14 protein-coding genes are annotated in these 21,018 nt (G+C 45.0%); 8 read left to right on the top strand and 6 right to left on the bottom strand.

What is annotated here, in order from left to right; all coding sequences use genetic code 11:
• Together DDR33_RS15740 and DDR33_RS15735 are read left to right on the top strand one after the other, a co-directional pair.
• The coding region (locus tag DDR33_RS15740; RefSeq protein ID WP_109416752.1) for a pectate lyase family protein at positions 1-1,609 on the top strand (1,609 nt) is incomplete at its 5' end.
• 257 nt (positions 1,610-1,866) lie between these two features.
• Complete coding sequence (locus DDR33_RS15735; protein WP_109416751.1) at positions 1,867-2,346, top strand: OsmC family protein; 480 nt, start codon at positions 1,867-1,869, stop codon at positions 2,344-2,346.
• 60 nt (positions 2,347-2,406) lie between these two features.
• Here the strand turns inward: DDR33_RS15735 and DDR33_RS15730 are convergent, their stop codons facing one another.
• Positions 2,407-4,932, bottom strand: coding sequence for a phosphocholine-specific phospholipase C (locus DDR33_RS15730; RefSeq protein ID WP_109416750.1), 2,526 nt, complete (start codon positions 4,930-4,932; stop codon positions 2,407-2,409).
• Positions 4,933-5,340: 408 nt separating this feature from the next.
• Between DDR33_RS15730 and DDR33_RS15725 the strand changes: the two genes are divergently transcribed.
• Both DDR33_RS15725 and DDR33_RS15720 read left to right on the top strand, forming a co-directional pair.
• Positions 5,341-6,912, top strand: coding sequence for an ArnT family glycosyltransferase (locus tag DDR33_RS15725; RefSeq protein WP_109416749.1), 1,572 nt, complete (start codon positions 5,341-5,343; stop codon positions 6,910-6,912).
• 97 nt (positions 6,913-7,009) lie between these two features.
• Positions 7,010-7,567 carry an RNA polymerase sigma factor gene (locus DDR33_RS15720; protein ID WP_109416748.1) on the top strand — a complete coding sequence of 186 codons (558 nt, stop codon included), beginning with the start codon at positions 7,010-7,012 and terminating at the stop codon, positions 7,565-7,567.
• Positions 7,568-7,849: 282 nt separating this feature from the next.
• On the opposite strand, the gene DDR33_RS15715 is transcribed toward DDR33_RS15720, so the two are convergent.
• The 4 genes from DDR33_RS15715 to DDR33_RS15700 form a co-directional block, all read right to left on the bottom strand.
• Positions 7,850-8,620, bottom strand: a complete 771-nt coding sequence (locus DDR33_RS15715; protein ID WP_109416747.1) for a hypothetical protein — start codon at positions 8,618-8,620, stop codon at positions 7,850-7,852.
• A 78-nt stretch (positions 8,621-8,698) separates the two neighbouring features.
• Entirely contained in the window at positions 8,699-10,162 is a 1,464-nt protein-coding gene (locus DDR33_RS15710) for a hypothetical protein (protein WP_146198783.1), read from the bottom strand.
• A 92-nt stretch (positions 10,163-10,254) separates the two neighbouring features.
• Complete coding sequence (locus DDR33_RS15705) at positions 10,255-13,542, bottom strand: TonB-dependent receptor (protein ID WP_109416745.1); 3,288 nt, start codon at positions 13,540-13,542, stop codon at positions 10,255-10,257.
• A gap of 89 nt (positions 13,543-13,631) precedes the next feature.
• Positions 13,632-14,627: a FecR family protein gene (locus DDR33_RS15700; RefSeq protein WP_109416744.1), complete on the bottom strand. Its 996-nt coding sequence runs from the start codon at positions 14,625-14,627 to the stop codon at positions 13,632-13,634.
• A gap of 186 nt (positions 14,628-14,813) precedes the next feature.
• On the opposite strand from DDR33_RS15700, the gene DDR33_RS15695 reads away from it, so the two are divergent.
• From DDR33_RS15695 to DDR33_RS15675, 4 genes are all read left to right on the top strand, one after another.
• The gene (locus DDR33_RS15695; protein WP_109416743.1) at positions 14,814-16,208 is read left to right on the top strand and encodes a S41 family peptidase; all 1,395 of its coding nucleotides are present in this window, start codon (positions 14,814-14,816) and stop codon (positions 16,206-16,208) included.
• A 721-nt stretch (positions 16,209-16,929) separates the two neighbouring features.
• Positions 16,930-18,078, top strand: a complete 1,149-nt coding sequence (locus DDR33_RS15685; RefSeq protein WP_202913758.1) for a glycoside hydrolase family 18 protein — start codon at positions 16,930-16,932, stop codon at positions 18,076-18,078.
• Positions 18,075-18,812, top strand: coding sequence for an MBL fold metallo-hydrolase (locus DDR33_RS15680; RefSeq protein WP_109416741.1), 738 nt, complete (start codon positions 18,075-18,077; stop codon positions 18,810-18,812). Before DDR33_RS15685 ends, DDR33_RS15680 begins: the two co-directional genes overlap by 4 nt.
• A 55-nt stretch (positions 18,813-18,867) precedes the next feature.
• Positions 18,868-20,286, top strand: coding sequence for an alkaline phosphatase (locus DDR33_RS15675; RefSeq protein WP_109416740.1), 1,419 nt, complete (start codon positions 18,868-18,870; stop codon positions 20,284-20,286).
• A 168-nt stretch (positions 20,287-20,454) separates the two neighbouring features.
• Here the strand turns inward: DDR33_RS15675 and DDR33_RS25905 are convergent.
• Positions 20,455-21,018 (bottom strand): SulP family inorganic anion transporter (locus DDR33_RS25905; RefSeq protein ID WP_162302649.1); only part of this gene is annotated, 564 nt, incomplete at its 5' end.

Here is a 21,018-nt window from a genome sequence, read left to right as displayed (position 1 = left end):
CTCCGCCCACGCGCAGTACCCCGATATTCCGGCAGAAATTAAGGCACAGACCGATCAGTTCATGAAAGAAGGCTACCGCCGCTCCGACAGCGCCTGGTTAAAAGCCCTTCCGGTCATAGAAAAAGAAGCCAAAGAAGGCAAACCCTATATCCCCTGGGCCGGCCGTCCGACCGATCTTCCGCAGGCATCCCTGGCAGCATTCCCCGGAGCCGAAGGCGGAGGCGCCCACTCCTTCGGAGGCCGCGGCGGGAAAGTCATAGTGGTGACCAGCCTGGCCGACAGCGGCCCCGGCAGTCTACGCTGGGCCTGTGAACAAGGCGGGGCCCGTACCGTCGTATTCAACGTATCAGGGATCATCCGTCTGAAAAGCCCGCTGATCATCCGTGCGCCCTATATCACCATTGCCGGACAATCCGCCCCCGGCGACGGCGTGTGCGTAGCAGGCGAAACCGTATGGATCAATACCCACGACGTGATCATCCGCTTTATGCGTTTCCGCAGAGGAGAGACCAACGTCGGACGCCGTGACGACGCCATCGGCGGCAACCCGGTCGGCAACATCATGATCGACCACGTATCAGCCAGCTGGGGTTTGGACGAGAACATGTCGATGTACCGGCACATGTACAACGACAGCACCGGCAAAGCAGAAGTAAAACTGGGGACCTCCAACATTACCATCCAGAACTCGATCTTCTCCGAAGCCCTCGACACCTGGAACCATGCCTTCGGCAGCACCCTTGGAGGAGAGAACTGTACCTTTATGCGGAACCTGTGGGCCGACAATGCCGCCCGTAACCCCTCCATCGGCTGGAACGGCGTGTTCAACTTTGCCAACAACGTGATGTTCAACTGGGTACACCGCTCGATCGACGGAGGGGATTATACCGCCCTTTATAACATCATCAACAACTATTTCAAACCCGGACCGCTGACGCCGCTGGACGAGCCGATCAGTTACCGGATCCTGAAGCCCGAGTCAGGTCGGAGCAAGCTGCCCTATGTGGTATTCGGCAGGGCCTATGTAGAAGGCAACATAGTCAACGGCAATGAGAAAGTGACTAAAAATAACTGGGACGGGGGTATCCAGCTGGAGAACAAGAAGGGCAATGCCATGACTTATGCAGAAGCCCAGCCCTACTTTGCCGCCATGCGGGCAAAGCAGCCCTTCCCGATGGCCCCCATTACGATCATCCCGACCGAAAAAGCTTACGATTATGTCCTTGCCAATGCAGGAGCGACCCTTCCCCGGAGAGACCCGGTAGATACCCGGATCGTGGAGCAGGTGCGCAGCGGCAAGATCGACTATATCAAGAATGTTAAGCTTCCCGCAACCCAGTTCAAGCACCGTCGTTTACCGATCGATTCCTATAAGGGCGGGATTATCACCGACATCAGCCAGGTAGGCGGCTACCCACAGTACAAGGGCAAGCCTTACAAGGATTCAGACAATGATGGGATTCCGGATGAGTGGGAGACTAAGAATGGCTTAAATCCTAAGGATGGCAGTGATTCAGCGAAATATGCCTCCAATGGATATACAAATATTGAGAATTATCTGAACAGCCTGGTGAATGTTGATATTGTGAAACCGGCTTCAGTTAAGTAAGACTTCATGTTCCAAAATAACCGTGCGCCCCCCTGGCGCCGGTTATTTATTAATCTTATCCAGGAAGAGCAATCTGATCGCTTCCGCTAAACACACAGTTTCCCGTCTTCTTAAAGCCTTTACCCCCTGATCTTTATATTTTCATATCTCTTTTCTTCCATGCTTAATTGATCATAAAACTTTTACTTAAAAATAACCCGGATAACTGATCTCCTTTATATCTTTAATTGCTAAACATAAAAATCAGCAATATTCAAATGAAAAGAGAGCATAATTATCAGATCGCTGTCAGATGGACGGGTAATACGGGCAAGGGTACGGAGTCATACCGTTCCTACAGCCGTGATCATGTTATCTCAGTTGATGGCAAACCCGATATCCTGGGATCTTCCGATCCTGCCTTTCTGGGAGATAAATCAAAATATAATCCCGAACAGATTTTTGTAGCAACTCTGTCTGCCTGCCACATGCTATGGTATCTGCATCTTTGTTCTGATGCAGGAATAGTGATTGTCGAGTATATAGACCAGGCAATTGGTATAATGGATGAAGATGCTGATGGTAAAGGGCGTTTCAGAGAAGTAACACTTAATCCGGAGATAACAATTACAGATTCCTCCAAACTGGAACTGGCGAAATCTCTGCACGCAAAGGCAAATGAAATGTGCTTCATCGCCAATTCTGTTAAATTTCCTGTTTATCATAAGCCAGTGGTTCACATTGGTGTGGCTGATTAAGAAAATTTTTATGTAATAATGCCAGCGGGACTGGCTGAATAAAAGTCCCGCTGGCATTATTTAGGGGAATTTAATAAAGCCCATCAGTGGGTCGCTTATGCCAGGACTTCCCGTTTCAATATGTCCCGCATATCTTTTTTCAAACGATTTAAAGCCGATGGCTTTCAGGCTAATGTCATACCATCCCGAGCTGCCTTTTAAGCTGATGACTCTGTTTATGCCCGACGCAGGAGGAAGGATAAATGCACTTTTTCCGGAGCCGTACGACTTGTCCTCGATCTCAATTTTGTAGCTTTTATCCGGATTCCTGTTTCTGAGATTGAAGATCAGATTGGACGTTATTTTGTTCTGTTGGTTGTTAACCCTCTCGAAGGAAGCCGATATTTCAATTTCAGGATCATCTTTACTCCCGGTAAATTCTCTGAAGAATCCGTTTGCTCCATAGACTCTTAAATGATATATGCCGTTTTCAAAAGATCCAAGTTCCCATTCATAGGGAACCAGGTCGCCAGCTTTCACCGCAAATGACCAGTTATGCATCTTTTCAAAAGATTCATGCTCTTTTAATCTGAAGTTGGCAGGTGAGTAGACATTAAAAGCGGCGCCGGCAGACTTAACCCCAAAAACTTCCTGTCCTGTTCTGAAATTTATCCAGACCTTTTTCCTGTTCTGGTCCAGTCCTGAATCCACATACAATTCATAAGGGATACTGCACGCATTTCGGGTACCCTTTTCCTGAACAGGAAACAATAGTGAATCAGAAGGATTTTCTTTTATCTGTTTGATTTCGCTCGGGTTCAGAGCTTTGAAGCTTCCGGGCAAGGCTTTGAACTGAGCATTATATACGTCCTCTATGACTTTATCACGCTTCAGGAAGCCGGGATTCTTAGCTCCGTGTTCTCCCGACTGCCTGAATACGGAGCTAAGGTCTCCGCAAACAGTCCGCCGCCATTCCGTTATATTTGGTTCCCTGATTTCTTTTCCTGTTTTAGCAGAAAAAAAATGTTCCAGGAATTGAATAGATGACGTCAGGTCAAATACCTGTGAATTAACCCATCCTCCTCTGGTCCATGGTGAGGCGATTACAAGCGGAACCCGGTAACCCAATCCAATGGGACTTTCCCTGTCTCCTTTTACCCATTCAGCCCTTGTGTCGAGCCCCGCAGATGCGGCTCCTGTTTCAGGCCGGCCGGTGTGCGGAGGTGTAAAAGGAGGCACGTGATCAAAATATCCGTCGTTTTCATCATAAGTAAGAATGAAAATCGTTTTCTGCCATACTTTGGGGTTCTTTGTCAGGATATCGAGGGTCTCCGAAACATACCATGCTCCATACCAGGGAGATCCCGGATGATCAGAAAAGCTGCAGGGTGCTACCAGCCACGACACAGCAGGAAGCTCATTGTTCTCAACATCCTGACGGAACTGATGAAATATATCTCCTTTAGGAACCTTAACAACCCTTTGCTCTCCCTGGTCTTCATACCGGATAGTGCTGAGCTGGTGATAATCCGGGTCCCCTTCATTTGTGACAAATGCTCTTCTATGGATATTTTTCTCAAAATCTGAAAGTTTCTCAAAACCAGCTTTATGATAGATCTTTGAAGCCTGTGAGACTTGTTCCAGCTGAGCCCTCTTCTTTTCCAGATTTTTCAAAGCATCAGTGTTCTGAGGATTTTTCTTTATGATCTCCTCCAGATCTTTTATCTCAGACGGCAGCGTTTCCGCCTGTTCCTGCAGCCATGCGATGTGAGCGGGATGAAAGCGAACGTTGTATTGTTTGTGAAATTCCAGGTTATTGTCTGTAAAGTTGGCAAGCCAGTTATCCTGGTCATCGTCAAAACCAACAGGCAGGCTTAGTTCATTCTGATAGACCTTCCAGGGAATTCCTGCTTTTTCCAACCTTTCGGGAAAGGTTGTCCACTTTACATCTTTATAGTTGATCTCATGGTTCCATACGTGCGCTTTGGAGTTTTCGTCATGCGGATTCTCCCTGATCGTACCGCTCCAAAAGTAGGACCTGTTGGCACTGGTTCCGGTTAGCGATGAACTGAAATGCTGGTCGCATACCGTAAATGCATCCACAAGGGCGTAGTAAAAAGGAATATCATTACGGTCATAATATCCTAAAGTTAAGGGCATATTAAAGTAAGCCTGATTCCCTGCTCTCTTCGCAGTCAGCCACGTATCGAAGCGGCCGTTATTACGTGCGTCCACCTGATCACTCCAAGAATGGGGAAGTGAACCCATCCAGGTCGCCCTGGTGTTCTTTATATCAAGCCTGAAAGGAGCATAGGTTTTACCGTCCTTGCTGGTTTGCAGCCACACCGGATTGTGATCAGGTAATTCAATTGCCCTGGGATCATTAAATCCCCTTACACCCTTTAATGTACCATAACAGTGATCAAACGAGCGGTTTTCCTGCATCAGGAAAACGATATGTTCGGCATCAAGATAGGTACTGCCTGGCAAAGCCTCAATTGCCAGAGCTCTTTGGATAGCGGGAGGCAGGACAGAGGATAGTCCTGCTGCTCCTGCCAGTAAACTTGCTTTTTTTATAAATTCTCTTCGAGATTCCTGATGGATCATTGCATAAATATAGATATCTGTTCGGTGTATTTGATGACTGTTTGTGTACTTTTAGCCTTCAATGTCTTATTAACTCAAATCTACCGGAAGAACATTAAGCCTCCATTAAGAATTTATTTATTCTGCTTTCTTCTTGCCAGGCTAGCTGTCTGTTTATAAATCTTTCATCTGAATAGGTCTACTTCAAGGTTCTTAAAGCCGGCGGAGTGTCCTGAATAACGCTATTTGTAATTCAAGCAACGAAAAGATATATCGGCAGTAATATATCCTTGATATTTAGATAATAGCAAACTTATGGTTATTTAACCAAAAGTTTGCTATTTACTCATCGTCAATTTATATGCACCATCGATATTTAAACAGGATCTCCGTATCTGGTTAAGTGTATTACTGCTTTGGTGCTGACTAATGAAAAACAAAAAGATCTTTTGGCTTATATTTATCTTTACGGCCATCCGCCTGCTGCTGGCATCCGTTCTCGAACTGGGAAAGGATGAAGCTTATTATTATACATACGCTTTACATCTGCAGCCTAATTATATAGATCACCCGCCGGCAGTGGCTTTCCTTATAAAGCTGTTTTCCTTTAACCTGCTGTTGCGGGATGAGATTTTCATCAGGTTGGGTGCTATTGTATGCGCAGCTGCCGGTACGTTTCTTTGTTTCAGGATCGGGGAGACAATTAAGAATCAGCGAACAGGATTCTTTGCTGCTGCCCTGTATAATACCTCTATATATACCTCTGTTATAGCCGGTACTTTTATCCTTCCCGATAGCCCTTACGTGGTATTCTGGCTGGGGGCTTTGTTGGTGATGTGCAAAATGAGCCTGGACATCAGCAATGACGTAAGAATCTCGATCAGGAAGTGGCTGGTTTTCGGGATATTAAGCGGAGGCTGCATTCTCTGCAAAGTTGACGGTGCTTTTCTTTGGTTTGGTATGCTTCTCTTCATCCTTATTTCAAAGTGGAAGTACCTTTTTCATCCTGGCATTTATCTTGGATTATTTGTTTCTATGGTGATTATCAGCCCGGTTATAGCATGGAATATGAACAACAATTTTGTCAGCTGGAACTATTATAGCAGCCTTTTCAGTCCCGGTGTAAGTGTCAATAATTTTATTAGAACTTTTTTAGGACAGCTCATATATAACAATCCTGTTAACTCGTTTATAATTGTTACTGCCCTGATCGCATGCTTCAGGAAGAAAATCGCCTCAGATCTAACGATTCTTGTCCTTCTTTGTACGGGACTTCCTGTTATATTACTAACTACGGGGATGTCGTTTATCGTCAATGTTCTGCCTCATTGGAGCGGCCCCGGGTTTCTGGCTCTTTCTTTCCTTGGGGCAACATGGCTCGACGAGAAGGTTCCGGTATCGGATAGCTACATTCCGGCACTTTTAAAATATGCATTTGTTGTAATTTTTGTTGTGATCACTACCGGATCCCTTGCCGTCCGGCTTTTTCCGGGTACAGCCGGAGAAGCATCCGCGCCCGATTTCGGGAAAGATGATCTGACACTGAATATGTGGGGATGGCGCAATTTCAACCATCTGTTTGGTGCTTACAGGGAGCGGGAAAGGCTGAAAGGACATATTCTTCCAAACACACTGGTTAGCAATAAATGGGCTTCTGCCGCTCAGCTGGAGTACTATGTTGCATATCCTCTCCGGATGGAGCTTTCCGGAGTAGGAAGAGTGAGAGACTTGCAGCATTTTGTCTGGCTCAACCAGTACCGTCCGGATTTAAAAAAAGGAGTTAATGCTCTTACAATAGTGCCCTCTGATTATACGAAAGCCTTTATGAGTGGATATGAAGGGTATTTTAAAAACGTGCGCCTTCTCAATACATTCAGTGTAGAAAGAAATGGCGAACCAGCAAGATATTTTTGTCTTTATCTACTGGAAGAATATTTGCAAAATGACGAAGCTCACACTAAAACTCCTCTGGCTGAAAACATAGCCTGCAGCAGACCATAGATCTTGTACCGCAAAAATGATTATAAAAGTCTCCGAAACTTAACTTTTTCGTAATACTAGAATTCTAACTTGACTTGTGAAATCTTAGCGGAACAAAATGATAACCAGCACCAAAGAGCAAAGTTTCAAAGTCATCTACCAGGAAACCTTTGAAAAATTAAGAAGAACCTTAAGGTCCTTAAACAACAGCGAACTTATTCACGACGCTCTTCAGGAAGCCTATCTGAAACTTTGGATAAAGTGGGACGAGCTCGAGGACCCGAAGAACTGTTTGCCCTTTCTTTATTTTTATGCCAGAACTTATGCTTTAAAGAGGCTTGCGCGAGATATCAGGAGGGACTTGCTTGAAAGCGAACTTTTTCCGGACGGTAACATTGCACATGCAGGACTGGAGCTGGAGTTTAAAGAATTTCATGCCCAAATGGACCGGGTTATTAATCGTCTGCCTGAAAAGAGGAGAGAAGTTTACCGGCTTTTTAAGGAAGAAGGGCTGAGTTACAAGTCGATTGCGGAGCGCTTACAAATCTCCTCAAAAACCGTGGATAGTCATTTGACGAAGGCCTCGAAGGCTATAAAAATCGAAATCTGTGCAGTTTATGAGATTACCAGCAAAGCCATAACCCTGATTTTTCTGTTAACAGCTTTTGCTGTTTAGTAAATGTCAATTGAAAAAATAATGATTCGGCAGTCTTCCTGTACCGCCTGAAGAACATACCAGCTATAGATAAAAACAGCCTCTTTTTTTGAAATGGTGATCTGGCTGGCCCCATATCGACAGCTTTCCACGATAGGCTTTATTTCTGATATAGAAATCTTTTTGTATTTTCGGAAGAATTCAGCGAAAGTTAAACGATTGTTGAATCATGGCATAAGGCTTATCCGCTGTCTGGATAAGCCTTTTCATTTTTATAGCAGAAAATACACAAACACTGAACTATCAGTTTGCAAGTCTTCCAAAAACCGGTGATATCACGATGCGGCCCCTCGATCCTGCTTTTATTGCAAGAGAGGAAACAAAGTTTGGAATAAAATCACGGGTAAAATCGGTACCAGGCTCTGTGAAAGTCAATGGTATCCCGGTACGTACCACTTCGTCTGATGCTGAGTCATAGATATCTACGGTGAAGCGGGATGCACCTTGGGTGATTAAAGAGGGGTTGGGGAGCTGGGCAAACTTGCCGAATCCTGTCTTTTGAATGTTTTCTAATGATTTTATAAAAAAGGATTCTCCTGTTTCATCATTAACGAGAATAATTTTAATATTTACCAGGTCAGGCAGCGAGGAGTTCAGATTGACGAATCTGACGAGCAGGCTGTCTTTTGCAGGTTTTGTTTCCAGGTCGTCAAACAAAGCGGACGTTCCATCATAAAGAAAGGGGGGCGGCGTTGTTGTGCGGCCGGCCTGTATGTCCAAAGATGCTTCATACAGTACAGATCTGTCCTTAAGCTTCGTCAACCTGTATTTTCTTTCTCCGGAGGCAAGGATGATCGGTCTTAGTGTTTCCGGCTTCTCCAGGCTGAGAGTGTCTTTAATGACATCATCCACCCATATTAACAAGGTATCGGCGCCTTCTGAAAACGTTGATTTAACCATAATCTGACCATAGCCACTTCCCGGAAGATCCTCGCCCTTCTGGCAGGATGTAAGTAAAGAGACTATCAAAAAAATGGCCGGCGGAAGAGCAAAAATGATATCGAGCTTTTTCATATATCTTAATAAGCCCGGGGAGAAGGCCCCGGGCAATTTTAATGTGATCAATGTCGTGTTTAACCTAAAATGAGATGATTAATAAGTGTTGCCCTGGAGATTATATGAGGTCCAGTAGGTACCCAGATCCCAGCGGCTTGTTCCCATGGCTCCCTGGAAGGCTGATCCCGCAGAGTCCATTGTGCCTGCGGGGAATACGCCGCCGGCGTGAGTAACCGCAGGCAAAGTTCCGGCAGCAACTGGTGATTGAGATGTAAAATTAGGAATCGACGGAGATGTGCATGAACAGGACAAGCTGAATGGAGACGTAAGTCCCAGGAAATCGTTTGTGAGCCCACCTGTCTGCGTGTCGACAGAAGCCGGGGCACCAGGAGTTGACGGTGTTGTAAATGCATGAATAGCGCCGTCGCGGTATACTGGTGCAGGTGAAGTTGCGGCAGCAGTATAGTTAACGCCGACACCAAATCCGCCAACCAGGAAGTTAACAAATGTGAATTCTGTGCCCGCACGGAACAATGCACCAATACCAGCACTTCCTGAACCAATTGGACCTGGAGATGCAGAATGACCAAGGATGGTGATATTTGATAATATCGGGCGGGTCACTCTTGAATTGACGGTAGTGACAGGGCTTGTCACATTGTTACATTCGATCCCGTTAGGGTTTGATGAGTAACCGGATGCACATGCTAGTTTTACAGCAACTGCAAACTGGATGGAACCCTGATAACCCTGGTCAAAATCGAAGTCGTCGTCGTTATTACCATAGCTTATTAAATATTTGGCGTTAACTGAGCCTCCGAAAAATTCAAAGCCGTCATCCGCACCATAAGAGACCTGTATATTGCTCAAAGTGGTGGCCGATCCCACGCCGCCTAATGTCAGTCCGTTCAGTTCGTTATCGTTTTGCAGGATGTCACCCGCAAATTCAATCCGAACATATTTCAGGCTGCTGGCATTCGATGCATCGGCTTCGTCGCTGCCTCCATACTGGATACTTGCTGGAAAGGAAAGAAAGGGAGAGGAGGGTAAATAGGATGCAGCAATCCCCTCAACAGAGGTGGTAGTTGCAACATTTGTTCTGCCGTTACCCAGGATCACTACTCCACCCCAGTCGCCTGCCGCCCTGTTGCAGGGCTCCTGGTCGCTTGTAAAAACGATCGGGGTGGTTTGGGTACCGTTTGCAATTAACTTGGCTCCTCTGGTTACAATCAGGAAAGATGGATTTCCGCTTGTACTTGTTTTTCTGCCTCTAACAAATACTCCCGGGTTGATAGTCAGGGTTGCTCCGTTTGTTACAAACGTAGGCCCGTCAAGGATCCATTCATTAGCTGTTGTTAATGTCAGATTAGAAGAGATAACATTTGGAATCGTTGCTTGTGTAGCCGGAGGGGTGCGGGAATCAGTAAAGGCGCTGGATGATTTGTTAAAATCACCAGCCTGGTCTTGTCCAATGCCCGGATTTTTTTTACATCCCGTTACTGAAAGCCCGAGTACTGCTACTGCAATCAGAGCAATAGTTAAAAGATTGATTCGTTTCATGGCAATAAGTTTTTTGATTTTTGTTTTTGATTTCAGTGCTGTCTTCACTGATCTTCGTTCTTCATCTGGTTTAACACTATTTTGATTTGACATTAAAAGCGGTATGTGAAGTTGAGTGTATAAGTGGTACCGAACTTGTACCTGCGTGAAACTGTATCGTAGTCTTTATTGTAAGCTGTCCCTTTTGGATCTTTTTCTTCAGGTTTTAATTGTTCTGTGTTGCTACCCGGATAACGGTCTACAGAAGATTGCCCGCCGGGAAATCCGAAAGGATTATCCAGGGAGAACTGGTTCCTGTAGAAAAATTGTTGTTGATTTAATAAGTCGCTGATGTTCAGCTTTATTTCCGCACGTTTTTGTTTTAGTAATTTGTAACTTAACTGAAGATCAAGCATATCCCGGGGATTTTCATACTCGTCTGTAGACCTGTCCGGGGAGGCGAATACAATACGTTTGCCATAACGATTGTAGGAAACATTTAGCCCAAAAGCTTTACCTGCATACTGGAGGCCGCCGTTGATAATATATGGAGACTGCCCCGTCAGAGGACGATCCCGCTTGGGGTCTATCGGGTTTCCATCCTCATCAACTGCGGTTGAGGGAAGAAATGTAACGTTTGCATCTATCCAGGTAAAGTTACCTGATAGAAATAATGTATTAAAAAAGCCCGACGACGAATCAAGAAAATTCAGTGATTTTCTAAAATCCACTTCCAGTCCTTTATCCAGTGCGGCTTCCAGATTACTGTACCGGTAAATAAAGCTGCTCGCTGCGGCATCGATTATCATCTCGATAGGATTCCGGAACATTTTGTAAAAAGCGGAGACACTAAAGACTTCACCCGGTGCCGGATAATACTCTAACCGAAGATCAGCGTTTTCTACATTTGTTGTTTGCAGGCGAGAGCCCGAGACTGAAGCAAACAGGTCGTAATCCCAATAGGTAAAGCTTGAAAGCTCTCTGAGATCAGGTCTTGCCACTGTTTTGTACCATGCAGAACGAAGGTTCAATTTATCTGTAATGGAATAAACCGCGTTAACAGACGGGAGCCAGGTAGTCTGACTGTTTGTCGTCAGTTTGCGTTCCGGGATCTGCTCCTGAACATTCCAGAGGTAATCATAAACATTCTGACTGTTTTTTTCAGCCCGTATGCCGCCCGTTAAACGAAGTTGCCGCAGAGGTTTCAGGTCAAGCATCGCATAGAATGCATTTAATCGTTGGAAACCATCGTATCCCTCAGCAGACGACGAATTCTCCCTGTCTCTGCCATTTCCGCTGATTGCATGAAGGTAGAGATCTTTTCCAAAGTTCTCCTGTGTTAGTATCTGATCGTATGGAGTGCCCCGGGGATAGCTGGCATCATTAAACTGATACATGCGAAACAGATTCGCCTCATAACCTGCGTCTCTGTATTTGCCGGAGTAGCCCACTTTAAATGTTTGGGATAGATTCTTTACTCTAAAAGGTACCTGCACGTTAGTTGCCCAGTTATATACCTTTTCTTTCAATTCAGAATAAAAAAGATTACCATTCTTGAGATTGTTGTCGGTGAGGTCGAGTCCCAGATAATCAGATGGATCGTTGTCTGATTGGTTTCCGTTCAAGCGGCCAAGCTGGCGGCTGTAAGGCTGGTCCCGGTCTACCCAGCCGGCAGAGGCAAGCCAGTCTATCCGGATGTTTTGCCTGCCCAGGGTATGTTCTCCCGCCAGTTGGCTTTGAAATAGCTGATTAACAATGGTTACGTTAGTATAGCTATCATGACGTATGTTGTTGTTGTCGCCATCCACGCCGGTATACTTCCACATATCATCGCTGAACTTATGGTTATAGGTGTTTTGCAGCGTTATTTTGTGTTTCCCAAACTGGTAGCCCAGATTAAGGCTGCCGCCCAGAGTCGTAGCGAATTTATTATTGGTGCCGGTGAAGTCATTAGAGTTAATCATATACAGACTCCTGTCCTCTATATCCTGTTCGTTCCGGTAAGTTAAGGCGGTGACGATCCCCAGTTTGCTTTCATTCTTAAAGGGAATAGTGCGCCCCAGCTGTAACTGATAATTCTGGGTAGGCATTGCTGTATATTTTTTTAATGTCCAGTTGTACGGCATGGTTCTCAAAAACTGGTGTATTTTTTGCCTGTTGGGATCGTCGGCTTGAGTAGTCAGACGATTTACCTTTCCCTCCAATGCAGTGTACCCGCCGAAGGTCATACCCTCGGGTTTTTTATGAATATCCGACGTAAATCCTATCCATGCATTCTTTCCCCGGTCCAGTCCCGTCATATCTTTGCCGGTACTTTGTGTGTTGTAACCAGTTCCAATGGTGATATGAAAGAAGTTTTCTGTAGGAATATCCTTTGTCTCAATTTGGATTAAGCCCCCGGTAAATTCCCCGGTTTGATCAGGTGTAGCGGTTTTGCTTACTACAATCCTGTCTAACATAGCACTGGGCACCATATCAAAGGAAAAATTACGTTTGTTCGGTTCACTGCTTGGCAACATTGAGCCATTAAGGAGTACATTATTATAGCGGTCACTTAATCCACGCACTACAACATATTTGCCGTCAGATACCTGTAATCCACTCACCCTCTTCAACACCTGGGCTGTGTTATTGTCTGGTGTTCTGCTGATCTGCTCTGCCGTAATACCATCTGTTACCCCAGCGCTGTTTTTCTGTCTTGCATATAAGCCTTCGATAGATGCCCGGCGATAACTCGATGTAACCACTACCTCATTTAACGATTTGGAATCAGTTTTCAGAAGAATATCTAAGGGGGTGATTTTTCCCGCCAGAACGGTTACATCGGTTACTCGTTTATTCTGGTAAGATACATAGCTGACTTCAACCGTGTAAGTTCCGGGGGGCACATTGATAAGATAGGTGCCGTCTACGCTGCTCTGTATGCCCCTGTTCAGTTCTTTTATTTTTACAGAAGCTCCGGGTAGTGCTTCTCCCTTATCATCAATGATTTTTCCTGTTATTTTTCCCGGCTCTTCCTGCTGCTTACGGCGATTGTGCTGTTCTGGGCTTTCTATCCTTATCGAGACTTCATTGCGCAATACCTGGTAATCAACCGGTAGTTCTTTCCGCATTTTTTGAAGTGCTTCGGGTACGGAAGCGTTCACGATCCTGAGGTTCTGAACGGGCACCTTTCTGGCTGCTTCTTTATCATAAAAGAAGTCGTAATCCGATTGAGCTTTCAGGGAAGATATGACCTCATATAATGTGGTTTTTGCTGCGTCAAGAGTAATAAGTTTGCCCGTTTTATTATGAGCTGATTGTGCAAGTGCGGGTTGGGCCAGTAATATGGCCAGAATAAAAACATTAAGAAGTAAACGTTTCTTTTGTACAGTATTAATTACTTTTGTAGATACAAACATAAAATTCGGATAGATTTCTATTCAATTTGGGGAATGTCATTGCGAGTGACATTCCTTTTTGTTAGATGATGAATTCCAGATAGACTCTTTCAGTCCGTAATTACATAACTTTTTTCTCCTTTCTTCTTTAATTTTAACCCGTGAATAAAGAGAATCCTCCGAACGGTTTCTTCGGGATTGTTCCTGAACCAGGATCCGCTGATCGTTTTTCCTTCGAGGAATGAGCTGTCTGTTAAAGTGATATTGATCCTGAAGATGTCTTCCAGCCTGTTGAAAACATCGCGTAAGGGAACGTTTTCGAATACCAGTTTGCCGCTTGTAAATTGCTCCCGAAGGCCGGAAATGTCTACGCTGCTAATACTGATGTTATTATTGGACGAATTATACTCAAGCATCTGTCCCGGACTCAATGCATTTTGACGGTTTGCTGAGCTTACCCGGATCCTGCCGCTGATAAGTAAAATTCTTACCTTGTCCTCTTTTTGATAAGCTTCAACATTAAAAGAGGTCCCTAATACGCGGGTAGTGAGCCCACCCGCATGTACTTTAAATGGTTTAAGCACATTTGGTGCTATGTCGAAATAAGCCTCTCCGGACAGAAAGACTTCCCTGGTAGTGTCACCGAAATGCTTTTTGTCGTATTTTAGAAGGGACCCGGGGTTCATCCAGATTGCAGTTCCATCAAACAGTTGAACTCTTCTGAGACTTGTTCCATTGTTGGATAAGGTCTCCATCTCCGGTTGCCTGGCAATCTCCCGACGACGTTCATTGATAATATATAAAGCACTGGCAATTCCCGTAAACAAAAGGATGCTGGCGGCAATTTTAAAGAACAGAGGCCGGTGTCTCTTCTGGTCCTGGGGGGCAATTTCTTTTTCCGCGATTCGTTCCATTAGCTCTGCATAAAAAGTTTCTTCGTATACCGGGTCTGGTTTGGACGTATCTCCCCGCTTTTTCTCTTCCTGGTCGCTGATATACTCGTCGAACATCTGCATATCCTCGCCTTCAAAGTACTCCTGCACTTGCTTTTTTTCCCAATCGCTGCTTTGTCCGTTAAAGTATCTCCTTAAAATTTCTTTATTCATTTCCTGCGTTACTCATTGCCATTTGAAGGCAATTCCGGCTTTTAAATGTTCTTGTACTTATATAATCTTCGGGAGAACCGGATTCCCTACTCAGAGGAAAAATATTTCTCTGAACAGGAAAATTTTCTCCCGGAGTAGGGACTTTGTCCTTTTCAGAGATTATGTATAGAGAAGTTTAATAATCAAATGAAAATTATACCGTATCTCCCGGCTGTCTTTTTTCTTTTTGCATGTTGGTTGTTATGGGGGGGCTGTAAAGAAGAAAAACAGGAACCGCTGTTATTAAGTGGAAATAATAGGTGGATCCTTGATAGCATGAAGGTATATTATTACTGGAATGACAGAATTCCGCAGAGACCGGAAGATGAGGATAATTCAACCGTGTTTTTCAAATCATTGCTTTATTCTGAAGATCGTTTCTCATTTATCATTAACCCTGGTGACAACAGGACGGAGTATTCGTCTTTTGCCTGGTATGGATTTGAGTATGCATTGCTCGAAAAGATGAACAGGCACGGTGAACTGGTGGGCGTAATTACACTCGTTGTGCCAGGCGGGGCGGCCGACAGGATGGGTTTAAAGCGGGGAGATTTTTTTACAGCGGTTAACGGTGCAGTTATTAGTACTTCCAATGCGGAAGATATAAATCGTATGATGCGCCTGGGCAGCGGATTGCAGCTCTCTATGTCGGTTCTTGCCGGTGATGTGTTACAGCCAGGGACGCAGGTCTCGCTGAACTATATTCGTTTTTCGGAACAGCCTGTTTATATTACGACGATATTCAATGCTGGAGGAAGGAAGGTGGGGTATATCTTTTACAACCAGTTTAATGGAAATTATGACATGGAAATCCTTTCAGTGCTGGCTTCTATGCGGCAGGAAAAAATGGATGACCTGATCCTCGACCTGAGGTATAATCCGGGAGGAGATGTTTCCACTGCCGCCAAGCTAGCGGGGGCGTTGAGCAATGCAACGGCAGACCAGCCCTTTGTGATCTATCAGGCTAACCGGAACGGAGGACGGCGGGTGAGCTCCTTCCAGCAAACTATGCATGAAAATACATATCAGCCGCAAAGCTTTAATGACCTGCTTGAATACCGTCTTAATTTAAACCGGGTATTTGTGTTGACCACATCATCGACAGCTTCGGCTGCTGAACTCCTGATCAATAATCTCAGACCTTATATCCAGGTGATACAGATTGGGGGCAAGACAATAGGAAAAGATATGGCGAGTTTTGCAATAGCAGATCTCAGAAATCCTAAACAAACTGACATAGTATTGCATCCGCTGGTGTTCAGGTTATATAATGCCGCCAGCCAGGGGGATTATAGCCAGGGTTTGTCACCGGATTATGTCACAGATGAATTTTCTGTTTTGCCCTTGCTGCCGTTCGGAGATTCCCGGGATCCATTGATAAAGAAAGCGCTTGAAGTTGCGGGAGGTCTGGCATCGATAACGGCAAACCCAGGGAACCCCGGGATTGCTTTGAAGCCAGTATCTTCGTCAGCCTATTCGAAAGGCGTGGGAAGAGCACCATTACCCATGGAAACAAAGAAATTCAGCTACCGGACGCCGTAATAGCTGTCGATGTGTTTTTTCTTCTCCCCTGAACAAAAAAACGCTCTTTTTCTAAATTGATTTGTATATTTGGTCAGACACTTCATCCTGAATGTCACCCCCGCTTTCAGAAGTCTCCAGCGGTTATCTTCGTCAATTTTAAATATAGCATAGCGGTCAGAGAGGGATTGAGACCCATCAGGTTTCTTTGTTGTTTTATTTTTCCGTGAAGGCACAGTCAACCAGTGCTCAGTCCACTGTGAGTCCACATATATGGTCAATCATGCGGACTCACAGTGGAGTCAATGAGGATTGTCGGTGGAATCAGGCTACAAAAATGCGCCATAGCAGGAGTGATCAGAGAGTCGTCCTTGAATTCTAGTCGCTTTTTAATGAAAACCTGGATGGAAGGGGCAGTTTGAAATGGGGGGATTGATGTAAAGATACATGAAAATTCAAATAAACTAAAAATTAATAATGAAGAAAGGTGCTTGTCCGGGTTTAATTAAATTGCCATTTCCGGATATTTGTCTGGTGTGCTATCATGTGCATTCAATTATTCAGGGCAGGGTATTTCTCTTGCGTTTGCTACGAAGAGAAGATAAGTATTACAAGAGCGACGATCAAACAATGAGGCTGGGGCCATGCAGAGAAAGTTCTATGGAAGAAAACAGAAATCTTTCTTCGGCGTTCGTTCTAAGGCCTCAAGGTGGCCAATTATTAAATTTGTAATTTTAGCAGAATGAACCGGCCCCTTAGATATGGTATGCTCCTGGCTTTCTTTTGTTTGCCTCTTCTTTGTGTATTTGGTCAGTCCGTTCGGCAGCGACATACAATAATAGCCTATTTTGCAGGCGGGCCGTCTAAAGTAGTTACCGTGAAGCCCCAAATGCTGACTCATCTTATCTATGCGTTTTGCGGCCTGAAGGGAAATAAACTGTATCTCAGGGATTCAGTTACAGTAAGAAAACTAGTTGCCCTGAAGAAGCAGAACCCGCAGCTGAAAGTTTTGCTGATGCTTGGTGGCTGGGGTGGTTGTGAATCCTGTTCGGATCTATTCAGGTCACAGGTAAACCGCGAGGCTTTTGCTGTATCGGTAAAGAGGGCTTGTGAAAAGCTGGGGACTGACGGGATAGACCTGGACTGGGAGTATCCGGCGGTGGAGGGATATCCCGGACATAAATACAGCCCGGATGATAAGGATACCTTCACTTTGCTTGTTCAGCAACTGAGGAAGACATTAGGGACGAAGTATGAAATCAGTTTTGCCGCCGGTGGTTTTCAGGAATACCTGGAGAAGAGTATAGACTGGAAACCTGTGATGAAGGAAGTCGACCGTGTGAATATTATGAGTTATGACCTGGTGAACGGCTATTCGAAAGTCACGGGGCATCACACTGCTTTATATTCTACTCCGCAGTTGAAAGAGTCTGTCGACAATGCTGTCACTTATATGCTTGATCAGGGTGTTCCGGCTAATAAGATTGTAATAGGAGCGGCTTTTTATGCCAGGGTCTGGCAGAATGTACCTCCTGCGAATAACGGATTATATCAGCCAGCTACTTTCAGGAATACGGTAGCTATCACCGGAGTTTCTTCTTATTACACACAAGCTAATGGCTATATTTATTATTGGGATGACACTGCGAAGGCGCCTTTTTTATATCATCCGGCGAAAAAGCTGTTTGTCACTTTTGATAATAATGAGTCTGTAAGACTGAAAACCCGTTATATGATTGACAAGGGTTTAAATGGTATTATGTTCTGGCAGATTGCTCATGATAAAACGAAAGAAAGCCTGTTAGGAACGATTAATGACGCCATCAAGCAGTATTCGGGAAGCGGAGAGCTCTTTAACGGTACTTTAAAGAAAACGGGGCTGGAAAAATGACAAGGTTAAACATGACCGTTGCCGGGTGTGGCGATGCTTTTGGTAGTGGGGGAAGACTGAATACGTGTTTTTATGTGAAAGCCGGCGAACATGCCTTCTTGATAGATTGCGGGGCAAGTTCAATCGCTGGCCTGAAAAGAAACCGAGTAGATATCAATAGTATTGATACGATCCTTATTTCTCATTTTCACGGAGATCATTTTGGGGGACTCCCTTTTCTTCTTCTTGAGTTTGCGGTGTACGGGAGGACGGCTCCGGTTACCATAGTTAGTCCACCCGGTTGCAGGGAGCGGGTTAGCCAGCTTCTGTCGGCGTTATACCCGGGAAGCAAGGTGCTGGAGCGATTAGATATTGAATTTAAAGAATACCAGCCATTTGAAACAATTGAAACTGCTTATCTGAGTGTCCGGGCGTTCCCGGTTGTTCATTCGGAGGAGGCTTTGCCTCATGGCCTTCGTGTCTGTGCGGGAGATAAGATCATCAGTTATTCTGGGGATACTGAATGGACGGATAATCTTATTCCTTTAAGTGCTGATGCTGATTTATTTATCTGTGAATGTAATTTTTTCGGTCTGCAGGTTAAAGGGCATATGTATTATCAGTTGCTGAAGACTAAGGTCGGCGAATTGTCCTGTAAACGAATTCTGCTGACACATTTTGATAATGAAATGTTGAGTAATATTGACTTGGTAGAGCTGGAGTGTGCTGCGGAAGGTCAGACTTATACTTTTTAAACCTTAATATTCTCTTAATATCCTTTTTGTAATATGCAACCAATTTGCATTATATATGAAAAGAAGAGATTTTTTCAGGAATACTTCAGTTGCAGCCTTAACTGCCTCCATTTTATCGCCTTTTGAACTGCTGGCGCTCGGTAAGGGAAATAGGATAAAAGCGAATGGCAGGACTGCAAAAAATATTATTTTCATGGTGAGTGATGGGATGAGCATTGGTACGCTTACTATGGCGGGACTGATGCTGGAACGTAAGGAAGGCCGGAAGAGCAACTGGCTTAAGCTATATGAAAGACAGGAGAATGTGAGAAGGGCATTGATGGATACCGCCTCTGCCAGTTCACTCGTGACCGATTCTGCAGCAGCAAGCTCATCCTGGGGATGCGGCTTTCGTGTAAACAATGGTTCACTGAACGTTAGTCCTGACGGAACGCTGCACAAACCTATCTTGCAGAAGTTTAAAGCTGCCGGGAAATCGGTTGGTTGTGTTACGTCTGTACCGGTTACTCATGCTACGCCTGCCGGTTTTTGCATTAATAATAATAAGCGTGGCGACCAGGGAGAGATCGCGCTTCAATATTTGCCTTTGAAGTTTGACGTCATGCTGGGGGGAGGAGAGGAGTTCTTTAGTGCAGACAAAAGGAAAGACAAGCAGGACGTTTTTGGAATGTTTGCCAGGGACGGGTATCATGTGATAAGGACGAGGAATGAATTACAGCAGACAGGACCGGGGGCAGCACAGCCGGTTCTCGGGGTTTTCCATGAAGCTGGTCTTCCTTATGAACTGGATCGTCAGCAGGACAAAAGCCTCATGGAACGGGTGCCTTCGCTGGCTGAAATGACTGCTCAGGCGATCAGTATCCTTAAAAAGAACAGCAAAGGGTTCGTGATGCAGGTGGAAGGGGGTAAGGTGGACTGGGCTGCCCATGCTAATGATGCTGCAGCTTTGATTTATGATCAGATAGCGTTTGATGATGCTGTAAAAGTAGCGCTCGATTTTGCGGAAAAGGATAAGGAGACGCTTGTTATTATAACGACCGATCATGGTAATGCCAATCCCGGCCTTTTTTCAGGAGACGATGCCAGTGCAAATTTTGATAAACTGCAGCGATTTAAACACACTAACGACTGGGTGTTAAGAAATATTAATTCTTCATTCACGGCTTCGTCTGTTAAAGAGCTTATTGAAGCAGCTCAGGGCATCGTGATCACAAATGAAGAGGCTAGTTCGCTTCTGCAGCATTTTGCAGGGAAGGATGAAAGTGGTATCTATAATCCGGAGAAACTTCCTTTCCGCGAACTGGCCTATATTCAGAAGCGCTATACCAATATTGGCTGGGGAAGTATGGATCATTCCGGGGATTATGTGGAGCTGGCTATGGCCGGTCCGGGGAGTGAACTCCTGAAACCTTTTGTAAAAAACATAGAGCTGCATTATCTGATGCTGGCAGCGGCAGGGGTGGGGAAAAGTTAAAAGTTAAAAGTTGAAAATTGGGTGGCGGAGGTTTGGCAGCCAGAGCCGGCAGCTCAAAGTTCATGGCCGGCACTCAAAGCCGCAGGCAGAAAGCTGATAGCTGACTGCCGATAGCTATCTATAACCGGAAACCCAATGTCAACAGCTGATCGTTGACAGTCCACAACGTTAATGCACGGCCGTTATGTCGACTTTGGGAATGCCATTAAGATGGAGCTCAATGTGGCGGTCGTGTGCCTTATTCCCATATTCGCTGATAATCTCAAGGATATCGTAGTCGATAAAGTGGCAGTCGCTTCCGTCTATTGTCAGGATGCTGTATTCGGGAATGAGATCCAGGGTTTTACGGAGGTTCACCTTATTCAGGAATGTGACATTGCTGTTTAATTTTATGGTATGTACTTCTGTCTGGTGCTGCATGGTCGTGGCAACTCTGTATTCGACTTTGAAGTTATTCTGAACGATAAAATAAATAGAGAGCAGCAGCCCGATGGTGACGCCGATCAGAAGGTCGGTAGCGAGGATCACGAAAATAGTTAATACAAAGGGCAGAAATTGTTTCCATCCAAGGTTCCACATCCTGATGAAAAGCTTTGGTTTGGTGAGGTTATACCCTGTGATGAGAAGGATTGCAGCGAGTGACGCATACGGAATCATCCGGAGTATGAAGGGGATCAGCAACACTGCCAGCAGGAGAAAGAGCCCGTGTGTGAATGCCGCAAACTTTGTTCG

This window comes from Pararcticibacter amylolyticus (assembly GCF_003130405.1).
In the GTDB taxonomy this organism is placed as follows: Bacteria; Bacteroidota; Bacteroidia; order Sphingobacteriales; family Sphingobacteriaceae; genus Arcticibacter; species Arcticibacter amylolyticus.
The sequence above is the reverse complement of the archived record's forward strand: the minus strand, read 5'-3'. Positions and strand labels throughout refer to the sequence as shown.